This window comes from Aquimarina acroporae (genome assembly GCF_023195925.1).
In the GTDB taxonomy this organism is placed as follows: Bacteria; Bacteroidota; Bacteroidia; order Flavobacteriales; family Flavobacteriaceae; genus Aquimarina; species Aquimarina acroporae.
In genome coordinates, this window is sequence record NZ_JALPRE010000012.1 from 82,882 (window position 1) to 109,663 (window position 26,782).

Sequence of the window (26,782 nt, forward strand, 5' to 3'; positions counted from 1 at the left end):
TAAGATTATATTATGAAGTTATTTGATGTATATCCACTATATGAGGTAGAACCAGTAAAAGCTTTTGATGCAACGGTTATCGATAAGAATGGGGCTGAATATCTGGATCTTTATGGAGGTCATGCGGTAATTTCTATTGGGCACTCACACCCTCATTATGTAAATAAACTAAAAGAACAAATTGATAAAATTGGATTTTACTCCAATGCGGTTCAGAATAGCCTTCAGGTGCAGTTAGCAGAGAAACTTGGGAAACTATCTGGATATGAAAATTACCAGTTGTTTTTGTGTAACTCTGGAGCAGAGGCAAATGAAAATGCACTAAAACTAGCCTCTTTTAATACAGGTAAATCAAGAGTGATTGCATTTGAAAATGGTTTTCATGGGAGAACTTCTGCAGCTGTAGCAGCTACAGACAATGAAAAAATCAATTCACCTTTAAATAAACAGCAGAACGTCACCTTTTTACCTTTAAATAAATTAGAGTTAGTCCAAGCTGAGTTGGTGAAGGGTGATGTCTGTGCTGTTATTATCGAACCTATTCAAGGGGTAGGTGGTCTGGATGAAGGAAATACTGACTTTTTTAAAGGATTAGAAGCCTTGTGTCATGAATTTGGAGCAGTGCTAATTCTTGATGAGGTACAATCTGGATATGGTCGAACGGGAAAGTTTTTTGCTCACCAATATCATGAAATTACTCCTGATATTATTTCAATCGCTAAAGGAATGGGAAATGGGTTTCCAATAGGTGGTATCATGATTGCACCCCATTTTAAATCTAGCTATGGAATGCTAGGGACCACTTTTGGGGGAAATCATCTTGCCTGTGCGGCAGCTTTGGCTGTTTTGGAAGTAATTGAAACCGAAAACCTAATCGATAATGCTAGATTAACCGGAGAGTACTTTGCTTCTGTAGTGTCCCAACTTCCTGGAGTTTTGAAAATGAAAGGTAGAGGACTCATGGTAGGACTGGAGTTTGATTTTCAAATTTCAGATTTACGTAAGAAACTTATCTATGATCAACATATTTTCACAGGAGGAGCTATGAATAAAAAGTTACTTCGAATATTACCTCCGCTTACTATTGGTAAACAGGAAATAGATCAGTTTATCGAAGCATTACAACAGGTGTTAATTGTAGAAAAAGTATAAAGATGAGTTTAGTATTGAGTATAGCACAAAGAAATTCGGTATTAGAAAAAATGGCTGTTCTTATAGATCAGAATAGACAACATATCATTAGCGCAAATCAAAAGGATATAGAAAGCTATGTTGGTAATGATAAAGCTATGTTTGATAGATTAAAGGTTGATTCAGACAAGATTGAAGGAATGATCACTTCTTTAAAGCAATTAGCATCGCAAGAAGACCCTTTGGGAGTAGAACGGTTTAGATTTACTCATGATAATGGAATGCAGGTTTACAATAAAACGGCTTCTTTTGGAACGGTATTAATTATTTACGAATCAAGACCAGATGTTACTGTTGAAGCTGCTGGAATTGCATTTAAATCTGGGAACAAAATCTTACTTAAAGGAGGAAAAGAGTCCTTGAATTCTAATGAAGAGATTGTCAAACTTTGGCATCTGGCACTTTCTAGTACAGGGATTCCTGTCGATTGGGTTACTTATTTAAATTATAATAGAGTTCAAACTCAGGATTTTCTACAAAAACCAACTCAAAAAGTAGATCTCATTGTGCCTAGAGGTGGAGATAGACTTATAGAATTTGTGAAAACACATGCGAGCTGTCCGGTAATCGTTAGTGGAAGAGGTAACAACTTTGTATATGTTCATGACGAAGCCGATAGAGCTTTAGCTTTAGATAATATTGTTAATGGAAAAACAGATAAAATATCTGCTTGTAACGCTGTAGATAAGGTGTTGATAGATAAAAATTTACCTAACAAGGAGGATTTTGTTAGGAATCTTATCACCTCACTAAAAAATTACAATGTAGAAATACATGGAGACCAGTCTCTAATTAATTATGAAGAGGTAACTCCTATAAAGGATGCCGATGTTTGGTTTGAAGAGTTTTTAGATTACAAAATTGTAATCGGTGAGATCGATGGTTTAGACGAAGCTATTAGTAAGATCAATACATATAGCGGAGGGCATTCTGCAGCTATCATGACAAGAAATAATGGAATTGCCAATGATTTCATGACTTCGGTAGATTGTGCTGCGGTGTATCATAATGCTTCTACCCGCTTTACCGATGGTTTTCAACTCGGATTAGGTGGAGAATTGGCTATAAGTACAGATAAGTTGCATCAAAGAGGGCCTATTGGTTTGCAACATTTGGTAACCAACAAATGGTATATACATGGAGAAGGTCAGATTAGATAAAAAAAGAATTGTCTTAAAAATAGGATCGAATACACTTACCAAAGAGACCAATCAAATCTCCAGAGGTAAGATTGAAGATATTGGAAGGCAAATTGTGGCTTTGCAAAACGAATATGAATTTGTGATTGTGAGCTCTGGTGCCATTGCTGTGGCGAAACAATTCGTGAATTTAGAAAGTAACGGAAAAGAAATAAATATCAAACAGGCATTAGCATCAATTGGTCAGCCGCATTTAATGAGGATTTTTCAGGAAAGCTTCAGGGATTTAGGGTTGCTTACGTCACAGTGTTTATTGTCCTATTCAGATTTTGAAAGAGAACAATCTAAGGTGAACATTGTAAATACAATAAATGTACTCTTAGACAACAATTACATTCCGATCATAAATGAAAATGATACTGTAGCGACAGATGAAATACAATTTGGTGATAATGATAAACTAGCGGGGTTAACAGCTGCTTTACTAGATGCAGATATGTTAGTAATCGCTACCAATACTAATGGGATTTGTACCAAAGAATCTGTAGAAAATAAAACCTTCAAAACTATTGAAGAAATATATGATATTGATGAGCTACAAAAAGAAGTAGCAACTTCAATTTCGAGTCATGGTACAGGAGGAATGAAAACAAAAATAGAAGCAGCAAGAATTGCGCAAAATGAAAATATTGAAACATGGATAGTAAATGGTCTTGAAGATAACTTCATGATGAATGCAATTAATGAAACTGTGCCATTTACAAGAATAACAAAAGTAGTGTATAATGAATAATTATTTTTCTGTACAAGATATTGATGCCCTTAATGATTGGGTAAATGAAGCGATAGTATTAAAGAAAAACCCTTTGTCGCATAATTATTTGGGGAAGAATAAAACCATTGGGTTATTGTTTTTCAATCCAAGCCTTCGTACCCGTTTAAGTACACAAAAAGCAGCACTAAACCTTGGTATGAATGTTATGGTTATGAATTTTACAGGTGAAGGATGGTCGCTTGAATATGAAGATGGAGTTGTTATGGATCAGGGAAATTCAGAACATATTAAAGAAGCTGCTCAGGTTGTTTCTCAATATTGTGATGTGCTAGCAATCAGAGCCTTTGCAAAGCTAGAAGATAGAGAAGAGGATTATAAAGAGAAGGTTTTAAAGAGTTTTATTGAGTATGCTACCATTCCGGTAGTCAATATGGAAAGTGCAACAGGGCACCCATTACAGGCATTGACTGACGCGATTACCATTACCGAACATAAAAAAGTTAGGAAACCAAAGGTTGTATTATCATGGGCACCGCATCCAAAAGCTTTGCCCCAGGCAGTTGCCAATTCTTTTGTTGAAATGATGCAACGAATGGAAGCAGATTTTGTAATTACCCACCCTGTGGGATTTGAGTTAGCCAGTCAGATTACCAAAGACGTGCCCATTGATTACAACCAGGAAAATGCGTTAAAAGATGCCGACTTTGTGTATGTGAAGAATTGGAGTTCGTATTCAGATTATGGTCAAATAGGGAGTGATCAACAATGGAGAATTACCGAAGGTAAAATGAAACTTACCAATCAAGCTAAGTTTATGCATTGTCTTCCGGTTAGAAGAAATGTAGTGGTTGATGACGCAGTGTTAGATGGAGAACATTCTATCGTAATAGAACAAGCAAACAATAGAACCTATGCAGCACAATTGGTTTTGAAGAAAATTCTTGAAGCAAAGTAGTATGGAAAGGCAAAAATTATTAGTAGCAAAAATAGGAGGAAACATCATAGAAGATCAAAATGCTTTAGCCACATTCTTAAGGGATTTTTCTAAGATTCAAGGTCCAAAAATTTTGATCCATGGAGGAGGTAAATCTGCAACTAGGCTCGCATCAAAACTCGGAGTGAAGACAGAAATGATTGATGGTAGAAGAATCACTTCTGCCGAGAATCTTGATATTGTTGTTATGACCTACGGAGGTTTGATCAACAAAGCGATAGTTTCGGGGTTACAAAAAAATAATTGTAATGCATTAGGGTTAACCGGAGCAGACGCCAATGTGATCGTAGCTGAAAAAAGACCAGTTCAGTTTATTGATTATGGATTCGTAGGGGATGTGATTAATGTAAATCATACTACTATTAAAGGTTTATTGGATATCGGGATTATTCCAGTGTTTTGTGCAGTTACTCATGATGGTAACGGACAATTATTTAATACAAATGCAGATACGATAGCTTCAGAAATCGCTTCTGCTATGAGTGAAGATTTTGAAGTATCTCTTTTTTATTGTTTTGAACTTAAAGGGGTACTAGAAAATATAAACGATAAAGATTCTGTAATTGAAAACATAGATTTAGAAAAATATACCAAACTTAGAGATGATGAGGTGATAGCTGATGGAATGTTACCTAAACTACAAAACTGTTTTGATGCCCTACATAAAAATGTGAGCAGTGTACATATCGCTAACGCCGATTTTATTAAAGACCAAACAATTAAACACACCACATTGAGCCTATAAACAATGAAAGAAAAGTTAATAAATAGTGCCATAGAGTTATTACATCAATTAATAGAGACACCTTCTTTTTCTTCAGAAGAGGATAATACCGCGGTATTAATTGAAGGATGGTTTACGATGCATGGTATAAATTATGAAAGAGAAAACAATAATATTTGGGCTTATAATAAGTATTTCGATACTTCGAAACCTACTATTTTATTGAATTCGCATCATGACACTGTGAAACCAAATGGTAATTATACAAACGATCCCTTTAAAGCCTTTACCAAAGATGGGAAATTATTCGGTTTAGGGAGTAATGATGCTGGAGGGTGTTTGGTTTCCTTATTGGCCACCTTTACCTATTTTTTTGACAGAAAAGATTTGAAATACAACTTTGTAATTGTTGCTTCTGCCGAAGAAGAAAGTAGTGGTCCATTAGGATTGAAAAGTGTATTGAAATATTTGAAAAATGTATCCTTTGGTATTATTGGAGAGCCTACTTTAATGCAATTAGCAGTTGCAGAAAAAGGATTACTGGTACTAGATGTTTCCGTAAAGGGTACTGCAAGTCATGCAGCCCATCCTAACGATGATAATGCTATTTACAATGCTCTTAAGGTAATAGAGTGGTTTAAAGAATATGAGTTTGAAAAAACCTCTGAAACACTTGGTAAAGTTAAGATGACCGTTACTCAGATTAATGCTGGGAAACAGCATAATGTTGTTCCTGCTACGTGTAACTTAGTAGTTGATATTAGGGTAAATGATAAATATAAGAATGAAGAAGTTTTGAGTATTGTACAAGAAGCAATGCCCGAAAATGTAGTTGTCAAACCAAGGTCGTTACATCTTGGGTCTTCATCGATACCTATCGATCATCCTGTTGTACAATCTGGGATTGCTTTGGGCAGGACGACCTATGGTTCTCCCACCTTGTCAGATCAATCGGTACTTAGTTGCCCATCATTAAAACTGGGGCCGGGAGACTCTACTCGGTCACATTCTGCTGATGAATTTATTTATGTAGGTGAAATTGAAAACGGAATTGAATTATATATAGAAATACTAGAAGGTATTGTTTAAGGAATAAAGAATAGAAAGAATGAAACTCTGGGATAAAGGATTACCAACAGATCAAAAAATAGATATCTTCACCGTAGGAAATGATAGACAGTTAGATTTGGTAATTGCCAAATACGATGTAAAAGCAACTTTGGCACATGCAAAAATGCTTCATAAGGTGAAAATTCTCTCCAACGATGAAATTGTAGATATAGAAAGAGAGCTTCAAAAGTTAATGATAGAAATTGAGGCTGGAACTTTTTCTATCGACCAGCAATTTGAAGATGTACATTCCAAAATCGAGTTCGAATTAACGCAAAGAATTGGAGATGCAGGAAAAAAGATACACACTGCTCGCTCTAGAAACGATCAGGTTTTGGTAGCAATGCATTTGTATCTTAAAGATGAACTGCAGCAAATTAAAGTATTGGTAAAAGAGTTATCTCAAAATTTATTGAAATCGGCAGATCAATATAAAGATGTGCTACTGCCAGGATATACACATTTACAAATAGCAATGCCTTCTTCTTTTGGGTTGTGGTTTTCTGCCTATGCCGAAAGTTTTGTAGATGATTTATACTTCGTAAACGCTGCCCTTAAAGTAGTAGATCAAAATCCTTTGGGAAGTGCTGCTGGCTATGGGAGTTCGTTTCCTATTGATAGAGATTTTACAACAAAAGAATTAGATTTTTCTACATTAAAATATAATGTAGTAGCTGCGCAAATGAGTAGAGGTAAGTCTGAAAAATCGGTTGCTTTTGCCTTAAGTAGTATAGCAGGTACTTTATCAAAGTTGGGAATGGATGTCTGTTTATATATGAGTCAGAATTTTGATTTTATGAGTATTCCTTCAGAATTTACTACAGGATCTAGCATTATGCCTCATAAAAAGAATCCAGATGTATTTGAGCTCATAAGAGGAAAATGTAATAAAATACAGGCTTTACCCTATGAATTAACCTTGTTGACCAATAATTTGCCTAGTGGTTATCATAGAGACTTACAGTTACTAAAAGAGGGAGTTGTTCCTGCAATACAAGATATTAAAGCTTCTCTGGAAATGGCAATATATGCCTTGAAAAATGTAACTGTGAATACAAATATTTTAGATGACAATAAGTACGATTATCTATTTAGTGTAGATACTCTGAATGAGTTGGTTAAAAACGGACTTTCATTTAGAGATGCCTATGTACAAATTGGGAAGGAAATAGAAGAGGGACGATACCAACCGGATAAAAACACCAAACATACACACATTGGAAGCATAAATAATTTATGCTTAGAACATATAGAAGAGAAGCTGAAACAAGTTTAATTGAGTGTAAGTTGAGTTAGTTTAATTTTTAGTTTCAGCCTAGACCCCCAGAGGAGTTGTTAACCTGTGGGGGTTGTTTTTATTAAAGGATTAATATTAAATTAGAAGGAAATTTTAATATGATGAGAATAACATGCTTTGGAGAGGTACTTTGGGATATATTCCCTGAACACAAAAAAATAGGAGGGGCACCACTTAATGTAGCTCTAAGGATGTATTCGATGGGTATAAAAACATCTGTAATTACTAGAGTTGGAAATGATGAGTTAGGTAATAATATATTGAAACATCTAGAAAAAGAAGGTGTTGGTATTCATACTTGTCAAATAGATCATGTGTATAAAACGGGTGAGGTAGTGGTTACATTAGATGAAAACAATACCGCGACATACGAAATAAGTGAGCCTGTTGCTTGGGATTTTATCGAATTCTCAGATGCGATTTCAAAAGAAGTAGAACAATCTGATGCTTTGGTGTTCGGTAGTTTGGCTAGTCGTAATGAGGTATCAAGAACTACATTGTTAGCTTTGCTTCAAAAAGCAAAATATAAAATCATGGATGTTAATCTAAGGCCACCTCACTACTCCGAAGACGAGCTTTTAGAACTTATGGAAAAGGCGGATTTTATTAAACTCAACGATGAAGAACTAGAGGAGTTATGTGATCTCTTACATATTCAAGAGAATGATATTGAAAACAACATAAAATCTATAGCTAATAAAACAAATACCAGTCAAATTTGTGTTACAAAAGGGGGTAAGGGAGCCACTTTGTTTTATGACAATGAATTTTATCATAACACTGGTTACAAGGTAATTGTTGTTGATACTGTCGGAGCAGGAGATTCCTTTTTGGCTACACTCGTTTCAAATTTGATTCTACAGGAGAGTCCTCAAAAATCTCTTGATAAAGCATGTCTTATTGGAGCTATGGTCGCAGGAAGTGAAGGTGCAAATCCTATATTTTCTCAATCCCAAATAGATGAATTTATAAAAGAACAGAGTTAAGTTATGCTACTGTATGCTATTTAAATAGTATCTTTAAAAAAACATTCGCACAAATTTTCTCATTATGTCTAATTCAAAAATTAATAGGAGACAGGTAATTAAAAATATATCTTTAAGCCTGGGAGCTATGAGCATAGGAGTTCCTGCACTTGATCATGAATCTAAAAGTGCAACAGAGCATGTGATTGATGGTAAATTATCCCAATTAAAAGGAAATATAAATCATTCTGCTTGTCGATGGTGTTATCAGGATATTGCTCTGGAAGAATTTGCCGAAAAAGGAAAAGATTTAGGCCTTAAGGCAATAGATCTTTTGAAACCTGATGAATGGGGGATAGTAAAGGAAAAAGGTTTGAACTGTTCGTTGGCAACTGATTCTTTTGCAAGCATTGTAGATGGATTCAATGATCCTAAAAATCATGAAATACTGCAGCAAAAGTACCTGAAATTAATTTCCGAAGCCTCTCATGCCGGAATACAACAAGTTATAGTGTTTTCTGGGAATCGAAATAAAATTTCTGATGAGCTAGGGCTGGAGCATTGTGCAAAGGGACTGGATACTTTGGTAAAACACGCAGAGAAAAATAATGTAACTCTTATTATGGAGTTGCTAAACAGTAAAGTAGATCATGCAGACTACCAATGTGATCATACTCCCTGGGGAGTCGCTCTGGTAGAGAAAATAGGTTCAAACAATTTTAAATTGTTATATGACATCTATCATATGCAAATTATGGAAGGAGATATCATTTCAACCATTAAGAAATACCATGAGCATATTAATCATTATCATACTGGAGGAGTTCCCGGAAGAAATGAGATTAATGCTAGCCAAGAGTTGAATTACCCCGCAATTATGAAGGCCATACTCGAAACAAACTTCAGCGGATACGTAGCGCAAGAATTTATACCCACCAATAATGATAAACTCTCAGCGTTAAAAGAAGCAATTTCAATCTGTGATGTCTAAAAATTAAGGAACTAGAGATTTTATATCGTTAATCACGTCAATATTGTGCCTTAGGTGTGCATAAAGAATAAAAAGAATAAAAATAGCGATTGTGAATCCTAATAAGGTCCCTCTTTTATTACTAGTTGAGAATTTTTTTGAGGTTTTAAGATATGCTTGAGAGAATTTTTTTGTGTATTTAGAAACGAAAGCAAACGCAGGTGCAAAAATTAATACTACAATAATCATATCTATCAATACCAGAAGATATCCTTGTTGATCAATATGTTTTTTGACGTACTTTATAATGTACTCATTGATCAAAGCAGCACACAGAACAGCAACAGCATATATGGCATATTGAGTGGTTTTTTTATTACTCATGGGGCGTAAAGGTTATTTTTAAGCTGAAAAGCTAATAAATCTATTGTATTAAATCAAACTATAACGTATGTAAAACGAAGCTTCAATAATTTTAGTTTGTGAAAGATCGTGAGAATAGTGTGTTTTTTTAAGATAAACACTGGGCTTTTAATAATAAATTTAGGTTATAGTTGTTATATTTATTGCTAAATTGATATATTTATGCTAAATAAATATATATGAAAATTACATCTTGCCCAAATTGTAATTCTGAAGATTATATTAAAAGTGGAATAGTTAACAATCGTCAGCGATTTAAATGTAAATCTTGTGGGTATTTCTTTTCTGTAAATAAAATTGGGAAAAGAATAGATGATTATTATGTTAACAAAGCTTTACAGTTGTATTTAGAGGGATTAACCTATCGAGAGATTGAACGTATTTTGGGGATTTCACATGTAAGCATCATGAATTGGGTAAAAAAATATAACATTAAACGTCCTTATAACTCAAACTATCATCCTACCTATAAAATTCTTAGCGCTTCGGAGTTATCTGCCTACTTCGGAGAAGTACAAAACTTATCGGGAGCAGGAGTAGTTGTAACTGAATTAGGAGATAAGTTTATGCTAATCAAATGGGAACGTTTTAGAGATTAACTATAGTAAATTAACGAATAAATATATTAGTTTTTTCTTAACTAGTAGATTTTAAGAGATTAGTATCGCGCACAAAATCAATTTATTACTAATCTAATCTTTTAAACTCTATGAGAAAACAGCTAATCATACTGGTAGTTTCCATATTTTTTACATTCCAGTATACGTATTCCCAGGGTTCGCCAGATTATAATGGTGGACTAAAAGTAAAACTCAATGAAGATGGCTCTAAATATTTTAGAATTATATCTTGGGCACAATTTTGGGCGAGATACCAAGATGACGTTCCCGACGATGTCAGTAATACAAGCATGAGCATCAGAAGGGCGCGGATTTTGACCTATGCTCAGATTAACAAAGATTTTTTAATTCTAACTCATTTCGGACTCAATAGTTTAAACGCAAATAACCAAAGTCCTTTAGGGCGAGGAGAGGAGTCTCAGCTTTTTTTTCACGGAGTATGGGGGCAATACAATCTAAACGCTAATCATTCTATTGGAGCAGGTCTTCATTATTGGAATGGAATATCAAGACTTAATAATCAGAGTACTTTAAATATTATGACTCTTGATAATAATCGACAATCCTGGGCAACCATCGGGTTATCCGATCAATTCGCACGACATATTGGTATTTATGCCAAAGGTACTTTTGGAAAACTTCAATATCGAGTATCTATTAATGAATCTGGAACCAATAATTTACAAGAAACTACAGATCCGACCCCAGATGGCCCGGCAGTATATGCGGGTAGAAGACTACTTGGCTCTAAAGATGCTGGGAAAAACTTTGCAGGCTATTTTGATTATAACTTTTTTGATCAGGAATCGAATTTCCTTCCTTACAAAGTAGGTACCTATCTGGGAGGTAAAAAGGTTTTTAATGTAGGAGCTGGTTTTTTCTTTCACCCAGAAGGTAGTGTAGTAGCAAATAGTACGGGAGAATTAGAAGGTGAAGATGTAGCCATTTTTGCGGTAGACGCTTTTTATGATGCTCCATTAGGAGAAAATGGATCTGCAATTACGGCTTATGCTACATATCAAAATAATGATTACGGAAAAAACTTTACCTTAGGACAAACCTATGAAACAGGTTCCATGATTTATGGACACGTTGGTTATGTTATCCCCAATGACAATAAAAAAACCAAGTTTCAACCTTATGCTTCTTTTAACACGAGATCGATAGACGCGATTGATGATAATGCCACAACTTTTGGAGTAGGTGCAAATGCTTATTTCAGTGGGCATCATTCTAAAATTACTTTAGAGTATTTAAATACAAAATACGGGGATAATGATGCGCAAAGTTTTGTTACCCTGCAAGCGATGATTTACTTATAAAATATAAAGTTATGACAGATAAACAAAAAGCAGTTGCTTATTGGAAACAGAACTTAAAGTACCTGGTAGTTCTTCTTATTATTTGGTTTGTAGTTTCCTATGGAGCGGGTATACTTTTTAAAGATGCATTAAACAATATAAGACTAGGAGGGTTTAAACTTGGCTTCTGGTTTGCTCAGCAAGGGTCTATTTACACTTTTGTGATTCTAATCTTCGTTTATGTGCGATTGATGAATAAACTGGACAAAAAATATGGTTACGACGAGTAATCTTAATACTAACCAAAAAAATATATTATTATGAGCGTTCAAGTATGGACATGGATTTTAGTAGGGATTACGTTTGCCCTGTATTTTGGGATTGCTATATGGGCCCGAGCAGGCTCAACCAAAGATTTTTATGTAGCCGGAGGAGGTGTTTCTCCGTTAGCCAATGGGATGGCGACCGCAGCCGACTGGATGAGTGCAGCTTCGTTTATTTCTATGGCAGGTTTGATATCTTTTATGGGATATGATGGTTCTGTTTTTCTGATGGGGTGGACTGGGGGCTATGTGTTGTTAGCACTTTTATTAGCTCCGTATCTTCGGAAGTTTGGGAAATTTACAGTTCCCGATTTTATTGGGGATAGATATTACTCTAATACCGCCAGAACTGTAGCCGTGATATGTGCGTTAATCGTTTCATTTACTTATGTGGCCGGACAGATGAGAGGTGTAGGTATCGTGTTTTCTCAATTTTTACAGGTAGATATTACTCTGGGAGTTGTTATAGGAATGGCTGTGGTACTGGTATTTGCCTTTTTAGGAGGGATGAAAGGAATTACTTATACACAAGTGGCTCAATATTGTGTATTAATTTTTGCCTTTATGGTTCCAGCATTTTTTATATCAATGCAAATGACAGGAAATATCATTCCGCAGATAGGAATGGGTGGTACAGTTGAAGACGGAACATATTTACTTGAGAAGTTAGATACTCTACATACACAATTAGGTTTCAATGAGTATACCGATGGTTCAAAATCTACCTGGGATGTATTCGCAATTACACTTGCCCTTATGGTAGGTACTGCCGGATTACCACATGTGATTGTGCGTTTCTTTACAGTTCCTAAAGTAAAGGATGCTCGAAAATCTGCTGGATTGGCCTTATTGTTTATCGCTATTTTGTATACGACTGCTCCTGCGATTGCAGTTTTTGCTAGAACTAATTTGATAGAAACAGTAAGCAATAACCCATACAAAGAGGTCCCAGAATGGTTTAAAAACTGGGAGAACACTGGTCTTATTGCATGGTCGGATAAAAATGGTGATGGAAAAATACAATATGTAAATGGTAGCGCAACAGAAGGTAAACCAAAGTATACTGGTGAAAGAGGAGTAAATGGAGAAAGATTAGTTTCGAATGCCAGTGGTTCTGAAAATGAGTTATATGTAGATAGAGATATTATGGTTTTAGCAAATCCTGAAATCGCTAATTTGCCTAATTGGGTGGTAGCACTAGTTGCCGCAGGAGGCTTGGCTGCTGCATTATCAACTGCAGCTGGTTTATTATTGGTAATTTCTACTTCTATTTCTCATGACCTTATTAAAAAACAAATCAAACCAGATATCTCTGAAAAAGGAGAGCTTTGGGCAGCTAGAATTAGTATTCTATTTGCAATTATCATAGCAGGATTATTTGGGATATATCCTCCTGGATTTGTGGCAGCTGTGGTAGCCTTAGCATTTGGCTTGGCTGCGGCATCATTTTTCCCGGCGATTATACTGGGTATTTTTGATAAGCGTATGAATAGGCAAGGAGCAGTAGCAGGAATGATCGTAGGAATCACCCTCATGCTAATCTACATGGTTGTATATAAAACAGGATTAATTGGTGTTATGGAACCCAGACCTAAAGAAGAATGGTGGTTTGGGACATCTCCAGAAGGTTTTGGTACCATTGCGATGGTTGTGAATGTAGTTGTTTCTGTAATCGTTTCCAGAATGACTCCAGAACCACCAAAAGAAGTGCAAGAAATTGTTGAAGATATAAGAATCCCAAGTGGAGCAGGAGAAGCTTCACATCATTAGTTTTTAATTTAGTAGAATACGGTGCTATAATTTTAGTTATGGCACCGTTTTTTCCTAACTTTATAGAGTGAGTTCAAAAATGAAGAAAAGACATCAGCAAAAACTTATCATCCTTTCATTGGTGCTGTTTTTATTATGGAACGTTCCGTTGGTACTAGTTTTTGACCATTCTGGCGAAATTTTTGGTTTCCCAATGATCTATTTCTTTATTTTCCTGATATGGATATTGGCAATTATTATTTCTTACATCATCTTACATAGGCACTATGAATAATTATCTTTTGATATCTATCATAATTGTCTATTTGACTTTTTTATTTCTAGTAGCCTTTTGGGCAGAGAAAAACTCAAAAAGCAAATGGGTCAATAATCCATACATTTATGTATTGTCTCTTGCTGTATATTGTTCGGCTTGGACATATTACGGAAGTGTGGGTATTGCATCCCAATCAGGAATAAGTTTTCTCACTATTTACCTTGGTCCTGTGATATCTATTCCGTTGTGGATTCTCGTAATGCGTAGAGTTATCAGAATTTCTAAACAACATAAGGTTTCTAGTATTGCAGATTTTATATCATTACGATATGGTAATAATCGTTTTTTGGGTGCACTGGTCACCATAATTTGCGTTTTTGCTATTGTTCCCTACATTTCGCTCCAACTTAAAGCGATCTCCGAAACCTTTGAAATTATTACCGACGATACTAGCTACAATGCTACGTTAATTGTAGATGATTCTACTTTTTATATTGCTGTACTTTTGGCAATATTTGTTGCTTTTTTTGGAACTCAAGCAGCAGACGCATCTCAGCATCGAAAAGGTATTATGACTACGGTAGCTGTGGAGTCTATTATGAAGTTAGTCTTTTTCCTTGTAATTGGGATTTACGTTACCTTTTTTATGTTTGATGGCACAAAAGATATTTATAACCAAACTTCTATGCTCGGAAATTTTGAGAAAATCACCTCTTTTAATGGTTTAGAATCTGGTTTTAACTGGATGTTTACGATCATGCTTTCCTTTTTTGCTATTTTCCTGCTCCCCAGACAGTTTCATGTTGCAGTGGTCGAAAATGACAGAGAGCGTTATTTAAAGAAAGCAATATGGATGTTTCCTTTATACCTTTTATTATTTAACATATTCGTAATTTTCATAGCATGGGCAGGAAACCTTAGTATTTCAGGAGAAGTGAACCATGATTACTATACATTATTACTACCGTTACAAAATGGAAATGTTATTTTGGCATTATTAGTATTTCTTGGGGGATTCTCTGCTGTAATTTCGATGGTAGTTGTATCTACATTGGCGCTATCTACAATGGTTAGTAATAACCTTATTATTCCCTACGGATTCCTTGATAAATTCTTGAAAGGAGATCCTGAAAAAAACGAGAAGTATATCAAAAATATAAGACGTATCTCAATATTTACCTTAATTATCGCAGCTTACTTTTTCTATATCAACTTTTCCTATGAATTGTCGTTGTATTCTATAGGTTTAATTTCATTTGCTGTTATTGCTCAATTGGCTCCTTCTTTTTTTATGGGACTTTTTTGGAATCGTGGTTCTGCGAAAGCAGTTAAAATAGGAATGATTATAGGTGTTTTTATTGTAATATATACGTTAATCCTACCGCTTATTGTAAATGTGCTGGCAGGAAACAATCTGTTTGTGGAAAACGGATTATTTGGGATAAAACTCTTAAAGCCATACGCATTGTTTGGTTTAGATTTTTTAGGCCCAGAAGCACATTCCTTTTTTTGGAGTATGTTCTTTAATACATTAACTTTTTTAATTATTTCCTTGCTGTCTAAAGGGAACTACAGAGAACGAAATTATGCCGAAATGTTTGTGAATAGTAGTAATTATGCCAATTTACAAGATGGAGCTTTTGTATGGAAAGGAGAAGCTTTTATCTCTGATATTAGAAACATGTTAAACCGTTTTTTAGGAAAAGAACGCACAGAAAAAGCACTGAATTTGTTTTACTTAAAATATGGAATTTCTAAAGAGGAAGAAATGGCCGATGCCCGATTGATTAAGTTTTCTGAAAAACTATTAACGGGAACGATTGGTAGTGCTTCTGCTCGAATATTGATAGGAAGTGTAGCCAAAGAAGAACCAGTGAGTTTACTTGAGGTTCTAAAAATATTAGAAGAATCAAAAGAAACTATAGCAGTAAATAAAGCACTTCAAGAAAAATCTGAAGAATTAACCAAACTTACCCAAAAACTAAAAACAGCTAATGAAGAGCTGCTAGAACAAGATAGAATAAAAGATGAATTTCTAGATACTATTGCTCATGAGCTTAAAACCCCTGTAACTTCAATCAAGGCGGCTTCAGAGGTATTAACAGATGACGATGATATGCCTGAAGATCTAAAAAGTAAGTTTCTGGAAAATATAGTTACAGATTCAGATAGATTAACAAGGTTAATACACAATATTTTAGATCTCGAAAAATTATCGAAGGGACAAGAGCATCTCGACATGGAATCTAGAGAGGTTCATAAAACTGTAGATAAGGCGATTCATGGTGTTGAGCAGATTGCAAAAAACAAAGGAGTGGAGCTAATACATAATGATGGGTATCAAATACAGGCGAATTATGATGAAGATAGAATAATTCAGGTACTCACAAATTTATTATCGAACGCGCTCAAGTTTTCAGATGAAAAAACTGGAAAGATAAAGGTGCATGTCCGTCAGAAAAAACAAACCGTAGAAATTATAGTCGAAGATAACGGAAAAGGCATTCCAAAAGAGGAAATGAACTATATTTTTGATAAATTTTACCAGTCCAAACATCAAAATATAAAAAAACCTATAGGTAGCGGATTGGGGTTAGCGATCAGTAAAAAAATTGTTGAAAGTCATAATGGAAAAATCTGGGTGGATAAAAAGTATAAAGAAGGAGCCCGTTTTTTATTTACCATACCCAAATGAGCAAACCTTAGGTGAATAGCTAAGCATATGAAAAAGATTTTAATTGTAGATGATGAACCTAATATTGTAATGTCCCTAGAATACACGTTCAAAAAGAAAAATTTTGAAGTATTCATCGCCAGAGATGGTAGTGAAGCATTGCAAATTGCCGAAGAAGAGATTCCGGATGTGGTATTACTAGATATTATGATGCCCAATGTAGACGGTTACGAGACCTTAAAAGAAATAAAGAATAATAAAAACCTTAAGAATACCAAAGTCGTATTTCTTTCGGCAAAAAATAAAGCTACAGATATAGAAAAGGGATTAAGCATGGGAGCAGATAAGTACCTTACTAAACCTTTCTCAGTAAAAAAACTGGTAGCAGAAATAAATGAACTATTGAATTAACTTTTGATGTTGTGCGCAAACAACAAGGATTTAATTTAGATATGTAAAAATGAAAGTACGTTTAAAACCATTGGCATCAGATATATTTATTAGTGTTTATGTAGTAATCTCTTTGTTTCTAAGGTTTTTGTTGGAGACGAAAACACAAATAAGTGCTGCAAATTCTATAGTTATAGGATTATGTTTTGTTGTCATTCTTTGGGTTTTGATACAATTAAAATTTCTTAACCCAAATTGGTTCGGATTATTTACGCCGAAGGATCAGAAAAATAAAAATTAACATAAAGAATATAAAACATACCAACAATGAGTAATTATCACATAAAACATCTTGAAGAATATTATCAGGTTTACCGAAAATCTGTACGTGATCCGGAAACGTTCTGGGCAGAAGTTGCAGAAGAACACTTTATGTGGAGAAAAAAATGGGATAATGTGTTAAGCTGGGACTTCACCAAACCGGAGGTGAAATGGTTTGAAGGAGCTAAGTTAAACATTACCGAAAATTGTATCGATAGACATCTTCAAAATAGAGGACATAAAACTGCTATTCTCTTTGAGCCTAATAATCCAGAAGAAGACGCACAACATATTACCTATAAACAATTGCACGAACGTGTTTGTAAGTTTGCCAATGTTCTCAAAGAGCAAGGCGTGCAAAAAGGAGATCGCGTTTGTATTTATTTACCAATGATCCCCGAACTTGCAGTTTCAGTATTGGCTTGTGCCCGTATAGGAGCTATTCATTCGGTTGTGTTTGCAGGGTTTTCTGCTTTAGCATTATCGACTAGAATAAATGATTGTGATGCAAAAATGGTAATCACTTCTGATGGTTCCTTCCGAGGTGCGAAAACAATAGATCTTAAAGGTATAGTAGATGAGGCTTTAGAGAGCTGCCCAGGAGTACGCTCTGTTTTAGTAGCAAAAAGAATCAACTCTGATGTGCAAATGAAAAGTGGTCGTGATCACTGGTTACAACCATTACTTGATGAAGCTTACAAAGATTGTGTTCCTGAGGTAATGGACGCTGAGGATCCCTTATTTATTTTGTATACTTCGGGATCTACAGGAATGCCAAAGGGGATGTTACATACCACAGCAGGATATATGGTATATACGGCGTATACCTTTAAAAATGTATTTCAGTATAGAGAAAATGATATTTATTGGTGTACGGCAGATATAGGTTGGATAACTGGTCATTCCTATATAGTATATGGGCCTTTGGCAAATGGAGCAACAACAGTAATGTTCGAAGGTGTGCCTTCGTATCCTGATTTTGGCAGATTTTGGGATATCGTGCAAAAACATAAGGTTACTCAATTCTATACTGCGCCAACTGCTATTAGAGCATTGGCAAAAGAGAATCTCGATTATGTAACTAACCACGATCTCTCTAGTTTAAAAGTACTGGGAACTGTAGGAGAACCTATTAATGAAGAAGCATGGCATTGGTATAATGATCATGTTGGTGAAAAGAAATCTCCAATTGTAGATACTTGGTGGCAAACAGAGACTGGTGGTATCATGATTTCACCCATTCCATATTCTACACCCACCAAACCCACATATGCGACATTACCATTACCAGGAATTCAACCCGCTTTAATGGATGAAAATGGTTTAGAAATAAAAGGAAATCAGGTCGATGGACGTCTCTGTATAAAATTTCCCTGGCCGTCTATGGCACGAACTATCTGGGGTAATCACCAACGCTATAAAGAAACCTATTTTTCGGCATTTGAGAATAAATATTTTACCGGTGATGGCGCTTTGCGTGATGAAGTAGGATACTATCGAATTACTGGCAGAGTAGATGATGTGATCATTGTCTCTGGTCATAATCTGGGTACCGCTCCAATTGAAGATGCCATAAATGAGCATCCTGCGGTTGCAGAGTCAGCTATTGTAGGGTTCCCTCATGATATAAAAGGGAATGCATTGTACGGCTATGTAATTCTAAAAGAAACAGGGGAAAACAGAGATCGTAATAATTTAAGTAAAGAGGTAAATCAACAGATTACCGAACGTATTGGACCTATTGCAAAACTGGATAAAATTCAATTTGTTCCAGGTCTTCCTAAAACCAGAAGTGGAAAGATTATGCGTCGTATTCTTAGAAAGATAGCCTCAAAAGACACTAGTAACCTAGGAGATACAAGTACATTGCTTAATCCTGAAGTGGTTCAGGAAATTATGGATAAATCTTTATAAATAGACTTAGCTCTCGTTAAGATCAATAAAAAGAGTCTCTGGCTTTCTTTCAAAGTGAGAAAGTAAGCCAGAGACTCTTTCATTATATGCTACCTCATAATAAAGAAATCTTCATAAAATCTTAAATTCTAACAAATAAACAATGAGGTAGGGGTTTGTAGGAATTTTATTTGTTTGTCTTAGACGAAAAAGAATCCCAATAACATTGATTTTCAGGGTAAATACGTTAACATTTGGTTTTTTTAAAATCTTAAAATTTACTAAAATAAAGTTAATTAACAGTTAAATAATGTTAACAAGTGTTTTGATTGTTTGATTTCAATTTGCGCATATTTTAACACACTGTTATTCTTTGTTTAAGTCTTTGGTATTCAGTAAAGCAACTAGGTTGCATTATTAAATAATGAAGAATACTTATTCCTGTTTCACCATGAGAAAACCAAATTTAACCCTTATTTTACTACGTTTTTGCCGTATTTCTGTGTAAGAATTAATCTATACTTTTGAGCAACTAGTTTTGAGATCTCAACAAATTAACTTTAAAAATTTATTTAACACAAACATTGAAAACCAATGAAAACTCAACTTAGAATTTTAAGCGCAATTACTGTCTTTTCTTTTCTCTTTTACAGTTGTGAAAAAGATAATGATGGATTCACAGACGCAGAAACAGGAATTGAACTAGAGACACCAGATAATATAGGTGCAGACGAAGCAGTATCTGGAAAGTACATCGTTATTTATAATGATGATAAATCTTTATCTGGAGATGTAGCTAAAATGCAGGCGAAGTCCCAACAAACATTAGCAAAATATGCTATAGCAGATAGTAACTTAGAAGAAATTTATAGTTATGCTATTCAAGGTTTTGCTGTTGCCAATCTTTCTACTAAGCAAGCTGAACTACTTAGTAATGACGCAGATGTGGCATTTGTAGAACCAGATATTATCCATAAGTTAGATATGGATATGGGTAAACCTGTAAGCTCCCTTCCTGCAACTGTTAACGATAAATCGGATGCTACTAAGGATGTTGGACTTCCAAATGGTGAATTTTTACCTTGGGGAGTACAATTGGTAGGAAGAGCTAACGGAAGCGGCAGAACTTGCTGGATTATCGATAGTGGTATTGCTCCGCATAGTGATTTAAATATTAATACTGGTAGAAGCAGAAGTTTCGTTGGTGGATCTTGGGTAGATCAAAACGGACATGGAACTCACGTGGCGGGAACTGTTGCTGCTAGAAATAATGGTTCAGGAGTTATAGGTGTAGCTTATGGAGCAACCGTGGTTTCTGTTAGAGTATTAAACGCTCAAGGTAGTGGTGCTACTTCTGGTATTCTATCTGGTGTAGATTATGTTGCAAATAACGCAGGAAACGGAGATACTTGGAACTACAGCGTAGGATTCCGTAACAGAGCTACTTCTCAAGCCATTGATAATGCGTTCAGAAACCTTGAAGGAAGAGCGATTGGAGCTATGGCAGCAGGAAATAGCAATGACGATACTCAGTTTTATTCACCACAAAGATTACGTACAAGTAACTCTTGGAATGTAGGTAATATGACTCGTAATAGAACGGCTGCAGGTACTTCAAACTATGGTAGTAGTGTAGATCGTTGGGCTCCTGGTACAGCAGTATGGTCTACTTGGTTAAACGGACAGTTTAATAGAATTTCTGGTACTTCTATGGCATCGCCACACGTAGCAGGAATATTATTATTAAGAGGTAACCGAACAGGAACAAGTGGAACTGTAACTAAAAGAGGGTTTACAGCTCCGGTAGCTACCTTAAATTAAAAAATAATTTATTACTTATAAGTAAGAAAGAGGTTGGAGTATTCCAACCTCTTTTTATGTTCCGCAAAAATAAGTTATTGGGTATTTAGTGAAAGAGGATACCAAAAGTTAATTACGAAACTAAACTTGCCAAAGTCTTCGGTGTCTTGGTTTCTAGGTGAGTTTCTTCGGCAAATTAAAACTGTTAACCAATAGAGCTTTAATTTTTGAGTATCCTCTTTTTCAATATGGTTTTGGGTAAAATAGTGACGACTACTTAAAAAAAGAGTAATCTTATTTTATCCTGCTTTAGATTTTACATAATCGTCTACTTGATCATAAGGTATTTCTTTTACGTCTATCAGAAAATCTCCATTAGAACCAGAAATAACAACTTTGGGTTTAAATTCTCCATTAAACGAATGTTGCACTTTATATGGTGTAGTGCCCTTTCCTAAGGGGCCTGTCCATCCCATAGCATCTACTTTCAGCCCACCAACGAAGTGTGAATCGCGTACTAGACTAAATCCGTATGAATAATTAGGAGCATCTCCCTCTACAGTTACAGAAAAAATTCCAGGTGTTCTTAAACCTGTCCAAAGATATGTTACGCTACATTTAGCCGGATCTACCGGCTGCTTACCAAAAAATCCCATAATATTTTAGTTTTAATTTTTCCTACTCTTTTTAGTAAAGGCTTTTCAGATGCCGCCTACAATTATGACTATTGTTTTTCCCTTACTTGATTCTTGTTTACATTTCAAATGTAGTAGTAAACTTGTGGTTGTACCAGAGTAGAATTACTCCATTTCATGAAATGGGTATAATTACCTAGTATGATAGGGTAGTGTAGTTGGAAGAAATAAAAAGTATTCTCAGTAAATTTTGTACTTTCACTTAGCACAAATACAATATACCACTAAATGAAAATAATAGACCTCTCAAAGCCTATTCAATATAATAAAAATGATCCCTGGTTTATGAGGGTGAAAATAAAACACAAACCTCATAAGAAAGCCAAATGGCTTATTCGCATATTCGGATTACCATTTAAATTATTTCCTAAAGATTTTGTAGGTTGGGCAGATGATACTATACAAAAAATGGGAGTACATGCTACCACTCATATCGATGCCCCATGGCATTATGCTCCAACAACCAATGGTAAAAAATCTAAAACTATTGATGAAGTACCTTTAGACTGGTGTTTTGGTGAAGGTATTGTTGTCGATATGAAACACAAAGAAGATTTTGATCCTATAACAATTCAAGATATTGAATCTTTCCTTTCTGCACATGAATTATCATTATCTCCAGGAATGATTGTGCTTATAAAAACAGGAAGGGATAAATTTAATGGAACAAAAGATTTTCATAAAATAGGCACCGGTATGAGCGCCGAGGCAACTTCTTGGTTAATAGATCAGGGAATAAAGGTAATGGGTATAGATTCCTGGGGTTGGGACCTGCCATTACCACATATGGTAAAGAAAGCTAAAGAAACCAATAATTCTGAGCTCTTTTGGGAGGCTCATTTGGTCGGGAAGGATAAAGAGTATTGTCATATGGAGCAATTGGTAAATTTAGACGCATTGCCGTATAGTGGATTTAAAGTAGCTGTTTTTCCGCTAAAAATTGTCGGAGCTTCTGCAGCTCCTGCAAGGGTGGTGGCAATGCTGGAGTAGAAGAGTGATAAGCCAACTTTATTAAAGATATATTTTTAGATAAAGTTCTGAAGCGATAATTTTTCTTGTATCATTCGTACTGCGAATAGATAACTCTTGTTGTAAAACATTTTGGTCCTGTGAATTGAAACTGTCAAGAATAAATAAAGATTCATTTTTCTGACCTCTTTTCAAAATAACAAAATTTCCGAGATGGGTGAGACCAAATCCTATTTGAAAAGCAAACGATTGTTTTATGTTGAATAAAAGTGAAGCAGATAGTTGAGCACTATAGGTTGTAGTTTGGTAATGTTCCTCAAATAACTGACCTGGACCTAAGACTAAATGTTGAGATACCGAATCTCCTTCGATATCCATTTGCATAAAGACATATGGTATCGAGGATTTTATGTGATATATAGATATTCCAGAACCAATGCCTATTTCAAAATTTACCGTAGAAGATTCATTGAGCTGAATTTGATCAAATTTATATTGGGAAGTAACAAGAAAAGTAGTGTTTTTGATTTTTGATAATTGCCGATATTCTGCAAAAGAAGAGACTTTTATATTATTTATTTCCATCTGTTTGAATTGCCAGAAAAGCATATGAGTTTCCTGATCATAATTGTTTCTGTAAGTTGAGGAAATACCTATTGAAATGCTTGAAGTTAAACGGTAAGTTGCTTCAGCTGCTATAAACCAGCTTGGAGAAATAGTAGTACTTGCAATTTTAGACTCGGTAGCGTTTAGCACATTAGTATCACTTAGTGTACTACTTAAGATGTCCAGACTATGATTTCCTAATAATTCTGGAGACGAATACCCTGCAGCAATGCCAAGCTGAAAGGCATTTTGCGCATAATTAGTAGCTTTGGGATATTCTTGTGCATAAATGAAGATGATAGGAAATAGATATATGTACTTTAAGACTACTGTTTTTACTAAGAATAATATCTTATATGCCGAGTATGTGGGGAAAGAAACGCACATCTTTAAAAAAGTATGCATTACCCAAGGAATAATGATTCTTTAGGTAACACATACTCATTAGATTAGTTAGTATAATTTTCCTACCACTGGAAGAGATCCTGATCCATCTGAAGAATTCATATGTACATTTGGTGCCAGAACTCTAATTTGTTGGTGAGACTCCCCTTTCTGGATAGTGCAATCCATTACAATTCCGAAGAGATTTCCAGATACAGAATAGTCGTATTTATCGTTGGTGATGGTGCCAGAATATTTATAAGTATTAGGTTCATTTGTAAATTTTAACATTGCATCTACAATACGCTGTTGGTTTTCTTCACTCAACCCCCATTTGTCCATAGTATGTTTTGTGTCTGAATAAGAGGACTTTACTCCTCCAGAGAAAAACAAAAAGAAACTTACCCCACCACTAGATTCTTTTTTAGATAACTCATCATATTCATGTTGTTTTGATGCATCAAGAAGACTTTTGATTAAGCTGTCTAATGCTTTAACATTGTCAGGAGTAATGCATTGCATATTAATATCAAAATTAACATCAATCGTGGCGTGAGCAGGTACTGTATAGGTCACCCCAGAACACTGTCCTTGTCCATATGCATTTACTTCTATTCCATCTGTAGAAGTCCCTTGATTACCATCTACGCTAAATACTTTGTCTAAACTTGCAGTTTCCATATTAAATATATTTTAAGTTGTTAGATAAAGTTCTTAAAAGCAATGATTAAAAAACAGAGTACAATTACTCATTTTTAAAAACAGGTAGAATTACTTAGCATAGTATTATTTTCTCCCAGAAAAGAGGTCTAAACTAATTTTTTTGAAGTTAAAATGGTAATGTTATCCTCTGTAACCTTAATGGTGTTAATGTAACCTAATATTTTCTACTTTAGCTAATGCTAAATTTGTAGATATTTTATAAGGGATTCATATAAAAATCTACATACACTTAAGGAAAAATTGAAATGAGAATTTGTATTGCGCAATCCAAATCTTACAAAGGAGATATCGATGAGAACATAAAAAACCACTTAGAAATAATTGAGTATGCAGTTGAAGGCTCCTCAGATTTGGTAATCTTTCCAGAGTTGTCAATTACTGGCTATGAACCCGATTTAGCAAAAAAACTTGCAGTAGATGTCGCAGATACTATTTTTGATAAGTTTCAAAAACTATCGGATAACCATAATATCGCAATTGGTGTTGGTATGCCTACCAAGGGGCAAGAAGGGATACATATAAGCATGATTATGTTTAGACCAGGACAGCATAGAGGTATATATTCAAAACAACTGTTGCATGAAGATGAATTGCCATATTTTGTTGAAGCTAAAGATCAACGACTATTTGAAATTAATGGAAAGAAAGTTGCAGTTGGTATTTGTTATGAAACGTTACAACGCGAACATTTTTTGAAATCTAAGGAGGCAGGTGCAGATATTTATATAGCCAGTGTAGCTAAACCAAAGGCAGGAGTGACAAAAGCTTATCATCATTTTCCTAAAATTGCTAATGAATTCAAAACACCTATTCTCATGGCAAATAGTGTTGGTTTTTGTGATAATTTTTTAAGCTTTGGACAAAGCGCTGTATGGAACGAAAAAGGAGTACGTTTAAGCAAATTAGATATTGAAAATCAAGGAGTTATGGTATATGAGACTGAATTGAATGAGGTAGCTGTTTCTTATATATAGTTCTGTTTTTGAATAAAAGAAAAACTTTGAATTTGCGACTTTGGAAACTGATTTTTTAAATATAAAATACCTTAAAACAGGCAATGTACGTCAACAAAAGGCCTACAAGGTACTCTATGAATTAGAAATTGTTAAAAAGCTTAGCTCTTATACACCTGTATTAACAGGTACAATTCCCATTAATATCGATGTGCCTGATAGTGATCTAGATATCATTTGTTATTGTAAAGATCATATAGAATTCTCAAATGTACTTATCGATTGTTTTCAAAAAGAAAAAGAGTTTATGATTAAGTCAGGTGAATACAATGGTATACAATCTACAATAGCTCGTTTTAAGGTAACTGAGTTTGATATTGAGATATTCGGGCAGGACATTCCTACTCATTTACAACATGCTTATAAACATATGGTTATAGAATATAAGATATTAAATAAAATGGGGGCTCAGTTTAGAAAAGATATCATAAAACTTAAATTACAAGGAATCAAAACTGAATCGGCTTTTGCAAAACTATTGGGATTAAAAGGTAATCCTTATGAAGAGCTGCTACGATACAAAATATAAGTACCTTATCTTTATAGAAGAAAAATGAGTAAAATCTTTTAATGAAAGAAGAAACCATTCGGCATATTGAGTTTGATAATAAGACGAATCCTAAATCTTATTTTGAGGTTGTTCGTTTAGAAGAACTCCTTACCAGGGAACTGGATCATGATATCTGTAAAAACCATATCGTACATTTCTATATGATCGTTTTTGTTTCAAATGGAGAAGGTTATCATACTATCGACTTTACCGATTATAAATATCAAAAAGGAACGATATTACTTATTAGGAAAGATCAAATTCAAAAGTTTTTTAAAAGTCCAAATGTTGAAGGGTATTTATTAATCTTCACTGAAGAATTTGTTGTGAGTCATCTTAATAAAATGGAGGCTTTAAAATCACTACAACTTTTTAATGAATTATTAAGTTTTCCTAAGATAGAGATTAGCCCTGATCAGGAAGAATTTTCTGATTTTGCCACTCTTATAAGGCAAGTAGAATTAGAAAGTAAATACATCGATGAGTACTCAATTGGGATTACCCGTAGTGCATTACATATGATCATTACAAAGCTATTTCGTGTTAAATCAAAGAAAGGAGAACTATTGAAAGAAAGGAAGTACTTGCCAGAGTTTTTGTCCTTTCAAGAAATGGTAGAAAGAGATTGTTTTCAATATAAACAAGTAAAGGTTTATGCAGATAAATTAGGGGTTTCGACTAAAACGTTAAACACAATTGTAAGGGCAATAGTTAATAAACCTGCTAAAACATTTATAGATGAAATTGTAATTACTCAGATTAAGAGATTATTGCTAGGAACGAATATGCCGGTAAAGGAAATTGCATACACGGTAGGTTTTGAGGATCCAGCTAACTTTTTTAAATACTTCAAGAAATATGTCGATGCTTCGCCCGAAGCTTATCGGCAAGCACACCATTAAGATT

General features: G+C 34.7%; 26 protein-coding genes. 22 read left to right on the plus strand and 4 right to left on the minus strand.

The features are described from left to right. Positions 1-12: 12 nt before the first annotated feature. The 9 genes from M0D21_RS17680 (at position 13) to M0D21_RS17720 (ending at position 9,186) form a co-directional block, all read left to right on the plus strand. Entirely contained in the window at positions 13-1,152 is a 1,140-nt protein-coding gene (locus M0D21_RS17680; RefSeq protein ID WP_248332022.1) for an aspartate aminotransferase family protein, read from the plus strand. A 2-nt stretch (positions 1,153-1,154) separates the two neighbouring features. After that, the gene (locus M0D21_RS17685) at positions 1,155-2,351 is read left to right on the plus strand and encodes a glutamate-5-semialdehyde dehydrogenase (protein ID WP_248332023.1); all 1,197 of its coding nucleotides are present in this window, start codon (positions 1,155-1,157) and stop codon (positions 2,349-2,351) included. After that, positions 2,329-3,123 carry a glutamate 5-kinase gene (gene proB / locus M0D21_RS17690; RefSeq protein WP_248332025.1) on the plus strand — a complete coding sequence of 265 codons (795 nt, stop codon included), beginning with the start codon at positions 2,329-2,331 and terminating at the stop codon, positions 3,121-3,123. The genes M0D21_RS17685 and proB overlap by 23 nt, the downstream gene beginning before the upstream one ends. Next, complete coding sequence (locus tag M0D21_RS17695; RefSeq protein WP_248332027.1) at positions 3,116-4,060, plus strand: N-acetylornithine carbamoyltransferase; 945 nt, start codon at positions 3,116-3,118, stop codon at positions 4,058-4,060. The genes proB and M0D21_RS17695 overlap by 8 nt, the downstream gene beginning before the upstream one ends. A 1-nt stretch (position 4,061) precedes the next feature. After that, positions 4,062-4,844: an acetylglutamate kinase gene (gene argB, locus M0D21_RS17700; protein ID WP_248332028.1), complete on the plus strand. Its 783-nt coding sequence runs from the start codon at positions 4,062-4,064 to the stop codon at positions 4,842-4,844. A 3-nt stretch (positions 4,845-4,847) separates the two neighbouring features. Next, positions 4,848-5,912 (plus strand): M20 family metallo-hydrolase, encoded by a 1,065-nt coding sequence (locus M0D21_RS17705; protein WP_248332029.1) that lies wholly within the window; start codon positions 4,848-4,850, stop codon positions 5,910-5,912. A gap of 19 nt (positions 5,913-5,931) precedes the next feature. Beyond that, positions 5,932-7,209, plus strand: coding sequence for an argininosuccinate lyase (gene argH / locus M0D21_RS17710; RefSeq protein WP_248332030.1), 1,278 nt, complete (start codon positions 5,932-5,934; stop codon positions 7,207-7,209). Between the two features lie 119 nt (positions 7,210-7,328). Continuing rightward, on the plus strand, positions 7,329-8,216 hold the full coding sequence (locus M0D21_RS17715; protein WP_248332031.1) for a carbohydrate kinase family protein: 888 nt from the start codon (positions 7,329-7,331) through the stop codon (positions 8,214-8,216). A 64-nt stretch (positions 8,217-8,280) separates the two neighbouring features. Beyond that, positions 8,281-9,186 (plus strand): hydroxypyruvate isomerase family protein, encoded by a 906-nt coding sequence (locus M0D21_RS17720; RefSeq protein WP_248332032.1) that lies wholly within the window; start codon positions 8,281-8,283, stop codon positions 9,184-9,186. 3 nt (positions 9,187-9,189) lie between these two features. Here the strand turns inward: M0D21_RS17720 and M0D21_RS17725 are convergent, their stop codons facing one another. Then, positions 9,190-9,549: a hypothetical protein gene (locus tag M0D21_RS17725; RefSeq protein WP_248332033.1), complete on the minus strand. Its 360-nt coding sequence runs from the start codon at positions 9,547-9,549 to the stop codon at positions 9,190-9,192. A gap of 218 nt (positions 9,550-9,767) precedes the next feature. Here M0D21_RS17725 and M0D21_RS17730 point away from each other — a divergent pair, with 218 nt between their 5' ends. The 9 genes from M0D21_RS17730 to M0D21_RS17770 all read left to right on the plus strand — a co-directional run bounded on the left by M0D21_RS17730 (position 9,768) and on the right by M0D21_RS17770 (position 20,957). Then, the gene (locus M0D21_RS17730) at positions 9,768-10,187 is read left to right on the plus strand and encodes a transposase-like zinc-binding domain-containing protein (RefSeq protein ID WP_248332034.1); all 420 of its coding nucleotides are present in this window, start codon (positions 9,768-9,770) and stop codon (positions 10,185-10,187) included. Positions 10,188-10,297: 110 nt separating this feature from the next. After that, a complete protein-coding gene (locus tag M0D21_RS17735; RefSeq protein ID WP_248332035.1) occupies positions 10,298-11,530 on the plus strand; it encodes a hypothetical protein in 1,233 nt (410 codons plus the stop codon). A gap of 11 nt (positions 11,531-11,541) precedes the next feature. Beyond that, positions 11,542-11,799 (plus strand): DUF4212 domain-containing protein, encoded by a 258-nt coding sequence (locus M0D21_RS17740; protein WP_248332036.1) that lies wholly within the window; start codon positions 11,542-11,544, stop codon positions 11,797-11,799. A gap of 30 nt (positions 11,800-11,829) precedes the next feature. Next, positions 11,830-13,602, plus strand: a complete 1,773-nt coding sequence (locus M0D21_RS17745) for a sodium:solute symporter family protein (RefSeq protein WP_248332037.1) — start codon at positions 11,830-11,832, stop codon at positions 13,600-13,602. A 79-nt stretch (positions 13,603-13,681) separates the two neighbouring features. Beyond that, positions 13,682-13,876, plus strand: coding sequence for a hypothetical protein (locus M0D21_RS17750; protein ID WP_248332038.1), 195 nt, complete (start codon positions 13,682-13,684; stop codon positions 13,874-13,876). Beyond that, positions 13,869-16,553 (plus strand): ATP-binding protein, encoded by a 2,685-nt coding sequence (locus tag M0D21_RS17755; protein WP_248332039.1) that lies wholly within the window; start codon positions 13,869-13,871, stop codon positions 16,551-16,553. The genes M0D21_RS17750 and M0D21_RS17755 overlap by 8 nt, the downstream gene beginning before the upstream one ends. A gap of 27 nt (positions 16,554-16,580) precedes the next feature. Further along, on the plus strand, positions 16,581-16,943 hold the full coding sequence (locus M0D21_RS17760) for a response regulator transcription factor (protein ID WP_248332040.1): 363 nt from the start codon (positions 16,581-16,583) through the stop codon (positions 16,941-16,943). Positions 16,944-17,249: 306 nt separating this feature from the next. Further along, positions 17,250-19,157 (plus strand): acetate--CoA ligase, encoded by a 1,908-nt coding sequence (gene acs / locus M0D21_RS17765; protein ID WP_248332041.1) that lies wholly within the window; start codon positions 17,250-17,252, stop codon positions 19,155-19,157. A 573-nt stretch (positions 19,158-19,730) separates the two neighbouring features. Continuing rightward, positions 19,731-20,957, plus strand: a complete 1,227-nt coding sequence (locus tag M0D21_RS17770; RefSeq protein WP_248332042.1) for a S8 family serine peptidase — start codon at positions 19,731-19,733, stop codon at positions 20,955-20,957. A gap of 278 nt (positions 20,958-21,235) precedes the next feature. Here M0D21_RS17770 and M0D21_RS17775 read toward each other — a convergent pair whose 3' ends face one another. After that, positions 21,236-21,592 (minus strand): hypothetical protein, encoded by a 357-nt coding sequence (locus tag M0D21_RS17775; protein ID WP_248332043.1) that lies wholly within the window; start codon positions 21,590-21,592, stop codon positions 21,236-21,238. Between the two features lie 267 nt (positions 21,593-21,859). On the opposite strand from M0D21_RS17775, the gene M0D21_RS17780 reads away from it, so the two are divergent. Next, positions 21,860-22,621 (plus strand): cyclase family protein, encoded by a 762-nt coding sequence (locus M0D21_RS17780; RefSeq protein ID WP_248332044.1) that lies wholly within the window; start codon positions 21,860-21,862, stop codon positions 22,619-22,621. 21 nt (positions 22,622-22,642) lie between these two features. On the opposite strand, the gene M0D21_RS17785 is transcribed toward M0D21_RS17780, so the two are convergent. After that, positions 22,643-23,593, minus strand: a complete 951-nt coding sequence (locus M0D21_RS17785; RefSeq protein ID WP_248332045.1) for a hypothetical protein — start codon at positions 23,591-23,593, stop codon at positions 22,643-22,645. Between the two features lie 66 nt (positions 23,594-23,659). Continuing rightward, positions 23,660-24,271 carry a hypothetical protein gene (locus M0D21_RS17790; protein ID WP_248332046.1) on the minus strand — a complete coding sequence of 204 codons (612 nt, stop codon included), beginning with the start codon at positions 24,269-24,271 and terminating at the stop codon, positions 23,660-23,662. Positions 24,272-24,558: 287 nt separating this feature from the next. On the opposite strand from M0D21_RS17790, the gene M0D21_RS17795 reads away from it, so the two are divergent. The 3 genes from M0D21_RS17795 to M0D21_RS17805 are packed head-to-tail and all read left to right on the plus strand — an operon-like array spanning position 24,559 to position 26,778. Continuing rightward, positions 24,559-25,287 (plus strand): carbon-nitrogen hydrolase family protein, encoded by a 729-nt coding sequence (locus tag M0D21_RS17795; protein ID WP_248332047.1) that lies wholly within the window; start codon positions 24,559-24,561, stop codon positions 25,285-25,287. 40 nt (positions 25,288-25,327) lie between these two features. Next, positions 25,328-25,855, plus strand: a complete 528-nt coding sequence (locus tag M0D21_RS17800) for a DUF4269 domain-containing protein (protein ID WP_248332048.1) — start codon at positions 25,328-25,330, stop codon at positions 25,853-25,855. A gap of 41 nt (positions 25,856-25,896) precedes the next feature. Continuing rightward, positions 25,897-26,778, plus strand: a complete 882-nt coding sequence (locus tag M0D21_RS17805; RefSeq protein WP_248332049.1) for an AraC family transcriptional regulator — start codon at positions 25,897-25,899, stop codon at positions 26,776-26,778. The last annotated feature ends 4 nt before the right edge of the window (positions 26,779-26,782 follow it).

Bases quoted from the DNA above. Each gene is read 5' to 3' on its own strand.
- M0D21_RS17680 (WP_248332022.1), top strand. From the start codon at position 13: ATGAAGTTATTTGATGTATATCCACTATATGAGGTAGAACCAGTAAAA.
- M0D21_RS17685 (WP_248332023.1), top strand. From the start codon at position 1,155: ATGAGTTTAGTATTGAGTATAGCACAAAGAAATTCGGTATTAGAAAAA.
- proB (WP_248332025.1), top strand. From the start codon at position 2,329: ATGGAGAAGGTCAGATTAGATAAAAAAAGAATTGTCTTAAAAATAGGA.
- M0D21_RS17695 (WP_248332027.1), top strand. From the start codon at position 3,116: ATGAATAATTATTTTTCTGTACAAGATATTGATGCCCTTAATGATTGG.
- argB (WP_248332028.1), top strand. From the start codon at position 4,062: ATGGAAAGGCAAAAATTATTAGTAGCAAAAATAGGAGGAAACATCATA.
- M0D21_RS17705 (WP_248332029.1), top strand. From the start codon at position 4,848: ATGAAAGAAAAGTTAATAAATAGTGCCATAGAGTTATTACATCAATTA.
- argH (WP_248332030.1), top strand. From the start codon at position 5,932: ATGAAACTCTGGGATAAAGGATTACCAACAGATCAAAAAATAGATATC.
- M0D21_RS17715 (WP_248332031.1), top strand. From the start codon at position 7,329: ATGATGAGAATAACATGCTTTGGAGAGGTACTTTGGGATATATTCCCT.
- M0D21_RS17720 (WP_248332032.1), top strand. From the start codon at position 8,281: ATGTCTAATTCAAAAATTAATAGGAGACAGGTAATTAAAAATATATCT.
- M0D21_RS17725 (WP_248332033.1), bottom strand. From the start codon at position 9,549: ATGAGTAATAAAAAAACCACTCAATATGCCATATATGCTGTTGCTGTT.
- M0D21_RS17730 (WP_248332034.1), top strand. From the start codon at position 9,768: ATGAAAATTACATCTTGCCCAAATTGTAATTCTGAAGATTATATTAAA.
- M0D21_RS17735 (WP_248332035.1), top strand. From the start codon at position 10,298: ATGAGAAAACAGCTAATCATACTGGTAGTTTCCATATTTTTTACATTC.
- M0D21_RS17740 (WP_248332036.1), top strand. From the start codon at position 11,542: ATGACAGATAAACAAAAAGCAGTTGCTTATTGGAAACAGAACTTAAAG.
- M0D21_RS17745 (WP_248332037.1), top strand. From the start codon at position 11,830: ATGAGCGTTCAAGTATGGACATGGATTTTAGTAGGGATTACGTTTGCC.
- M0D21_RS17750 (WP_248332038.1), top strand. From the start codon at position 13,682: ATGAAGAAAAGACATCAGCAAAAACTTATCATCCTTTCATTGGTGCTG.
- M0D21_RS17755 (WP_248332039.1), top strand. From the start codon at position 13,869: ATGAATAATTATCTTTTGATATCTATCATAATTGTCTATTTGACTTTT.
- M0D21_RS17760 (WP_248332040.1), top strand. From the start codon at position 16,581: ATGAAAAAGATTTTAATTGTAGATGATGAACCTAATATTGTAATGTCC.
- acs (WP_248332041.1), top strand. From the start codon at position 17,250: ATGAGTAATTATCACATAAAACATCTTGAAGAATATTATCAGGTTTAC.
- M0D21_RS17770 (WP_248332042.1), top strand. From the start codon at position 19,731: ATGAAAACTCAACTTAGAATTTTAAGCGCAATTACTGTCTTTTCTTTT.
- M0D21_RS17775 (WP_248332043.1), bottom strand. From the start codon at position 21,592: ATGGGATTTTTTGGTAAGCAGCCGGTAGATCCGGCTAAATGTAGCGTA.
- M0D21_RS17780 (WP_248332044.1), top strand. From the start codon at position 21,860: ATGAAAATAATAGACCTCTCAAAGCCTATTCAATATAATAAAAATGAT.
- M0D21_RS17785 (WP_248332045.1), bottom strand. From the start codon at position 23,593: ATGTGCGTTTCTTTCCCCACATACTCGGCATATAAGATATTATTCTTA.
- M0D21_RS17790 (WP_248332046.1), bottom strand. From the start codon at position 24,271: ATGGAAACTGCAAGTTTAGACAAAGTATTTAGCGTAGATGGTAATCAA.
- M0D21_RS17795 (WP_248332047.1), top strand. From the start codon at position 24,559: ATGAGAATTTGTATTGCGCAATCCAAATCTTACAAAGGAGATATCGAT.
- M0D21_RS17805 (WP_248332049.1), top strand. From the start codon at position 25,897: ATGAAAGAAGAAACCATTCGGCATATTGAGTTTGATAATAAGACGAAT.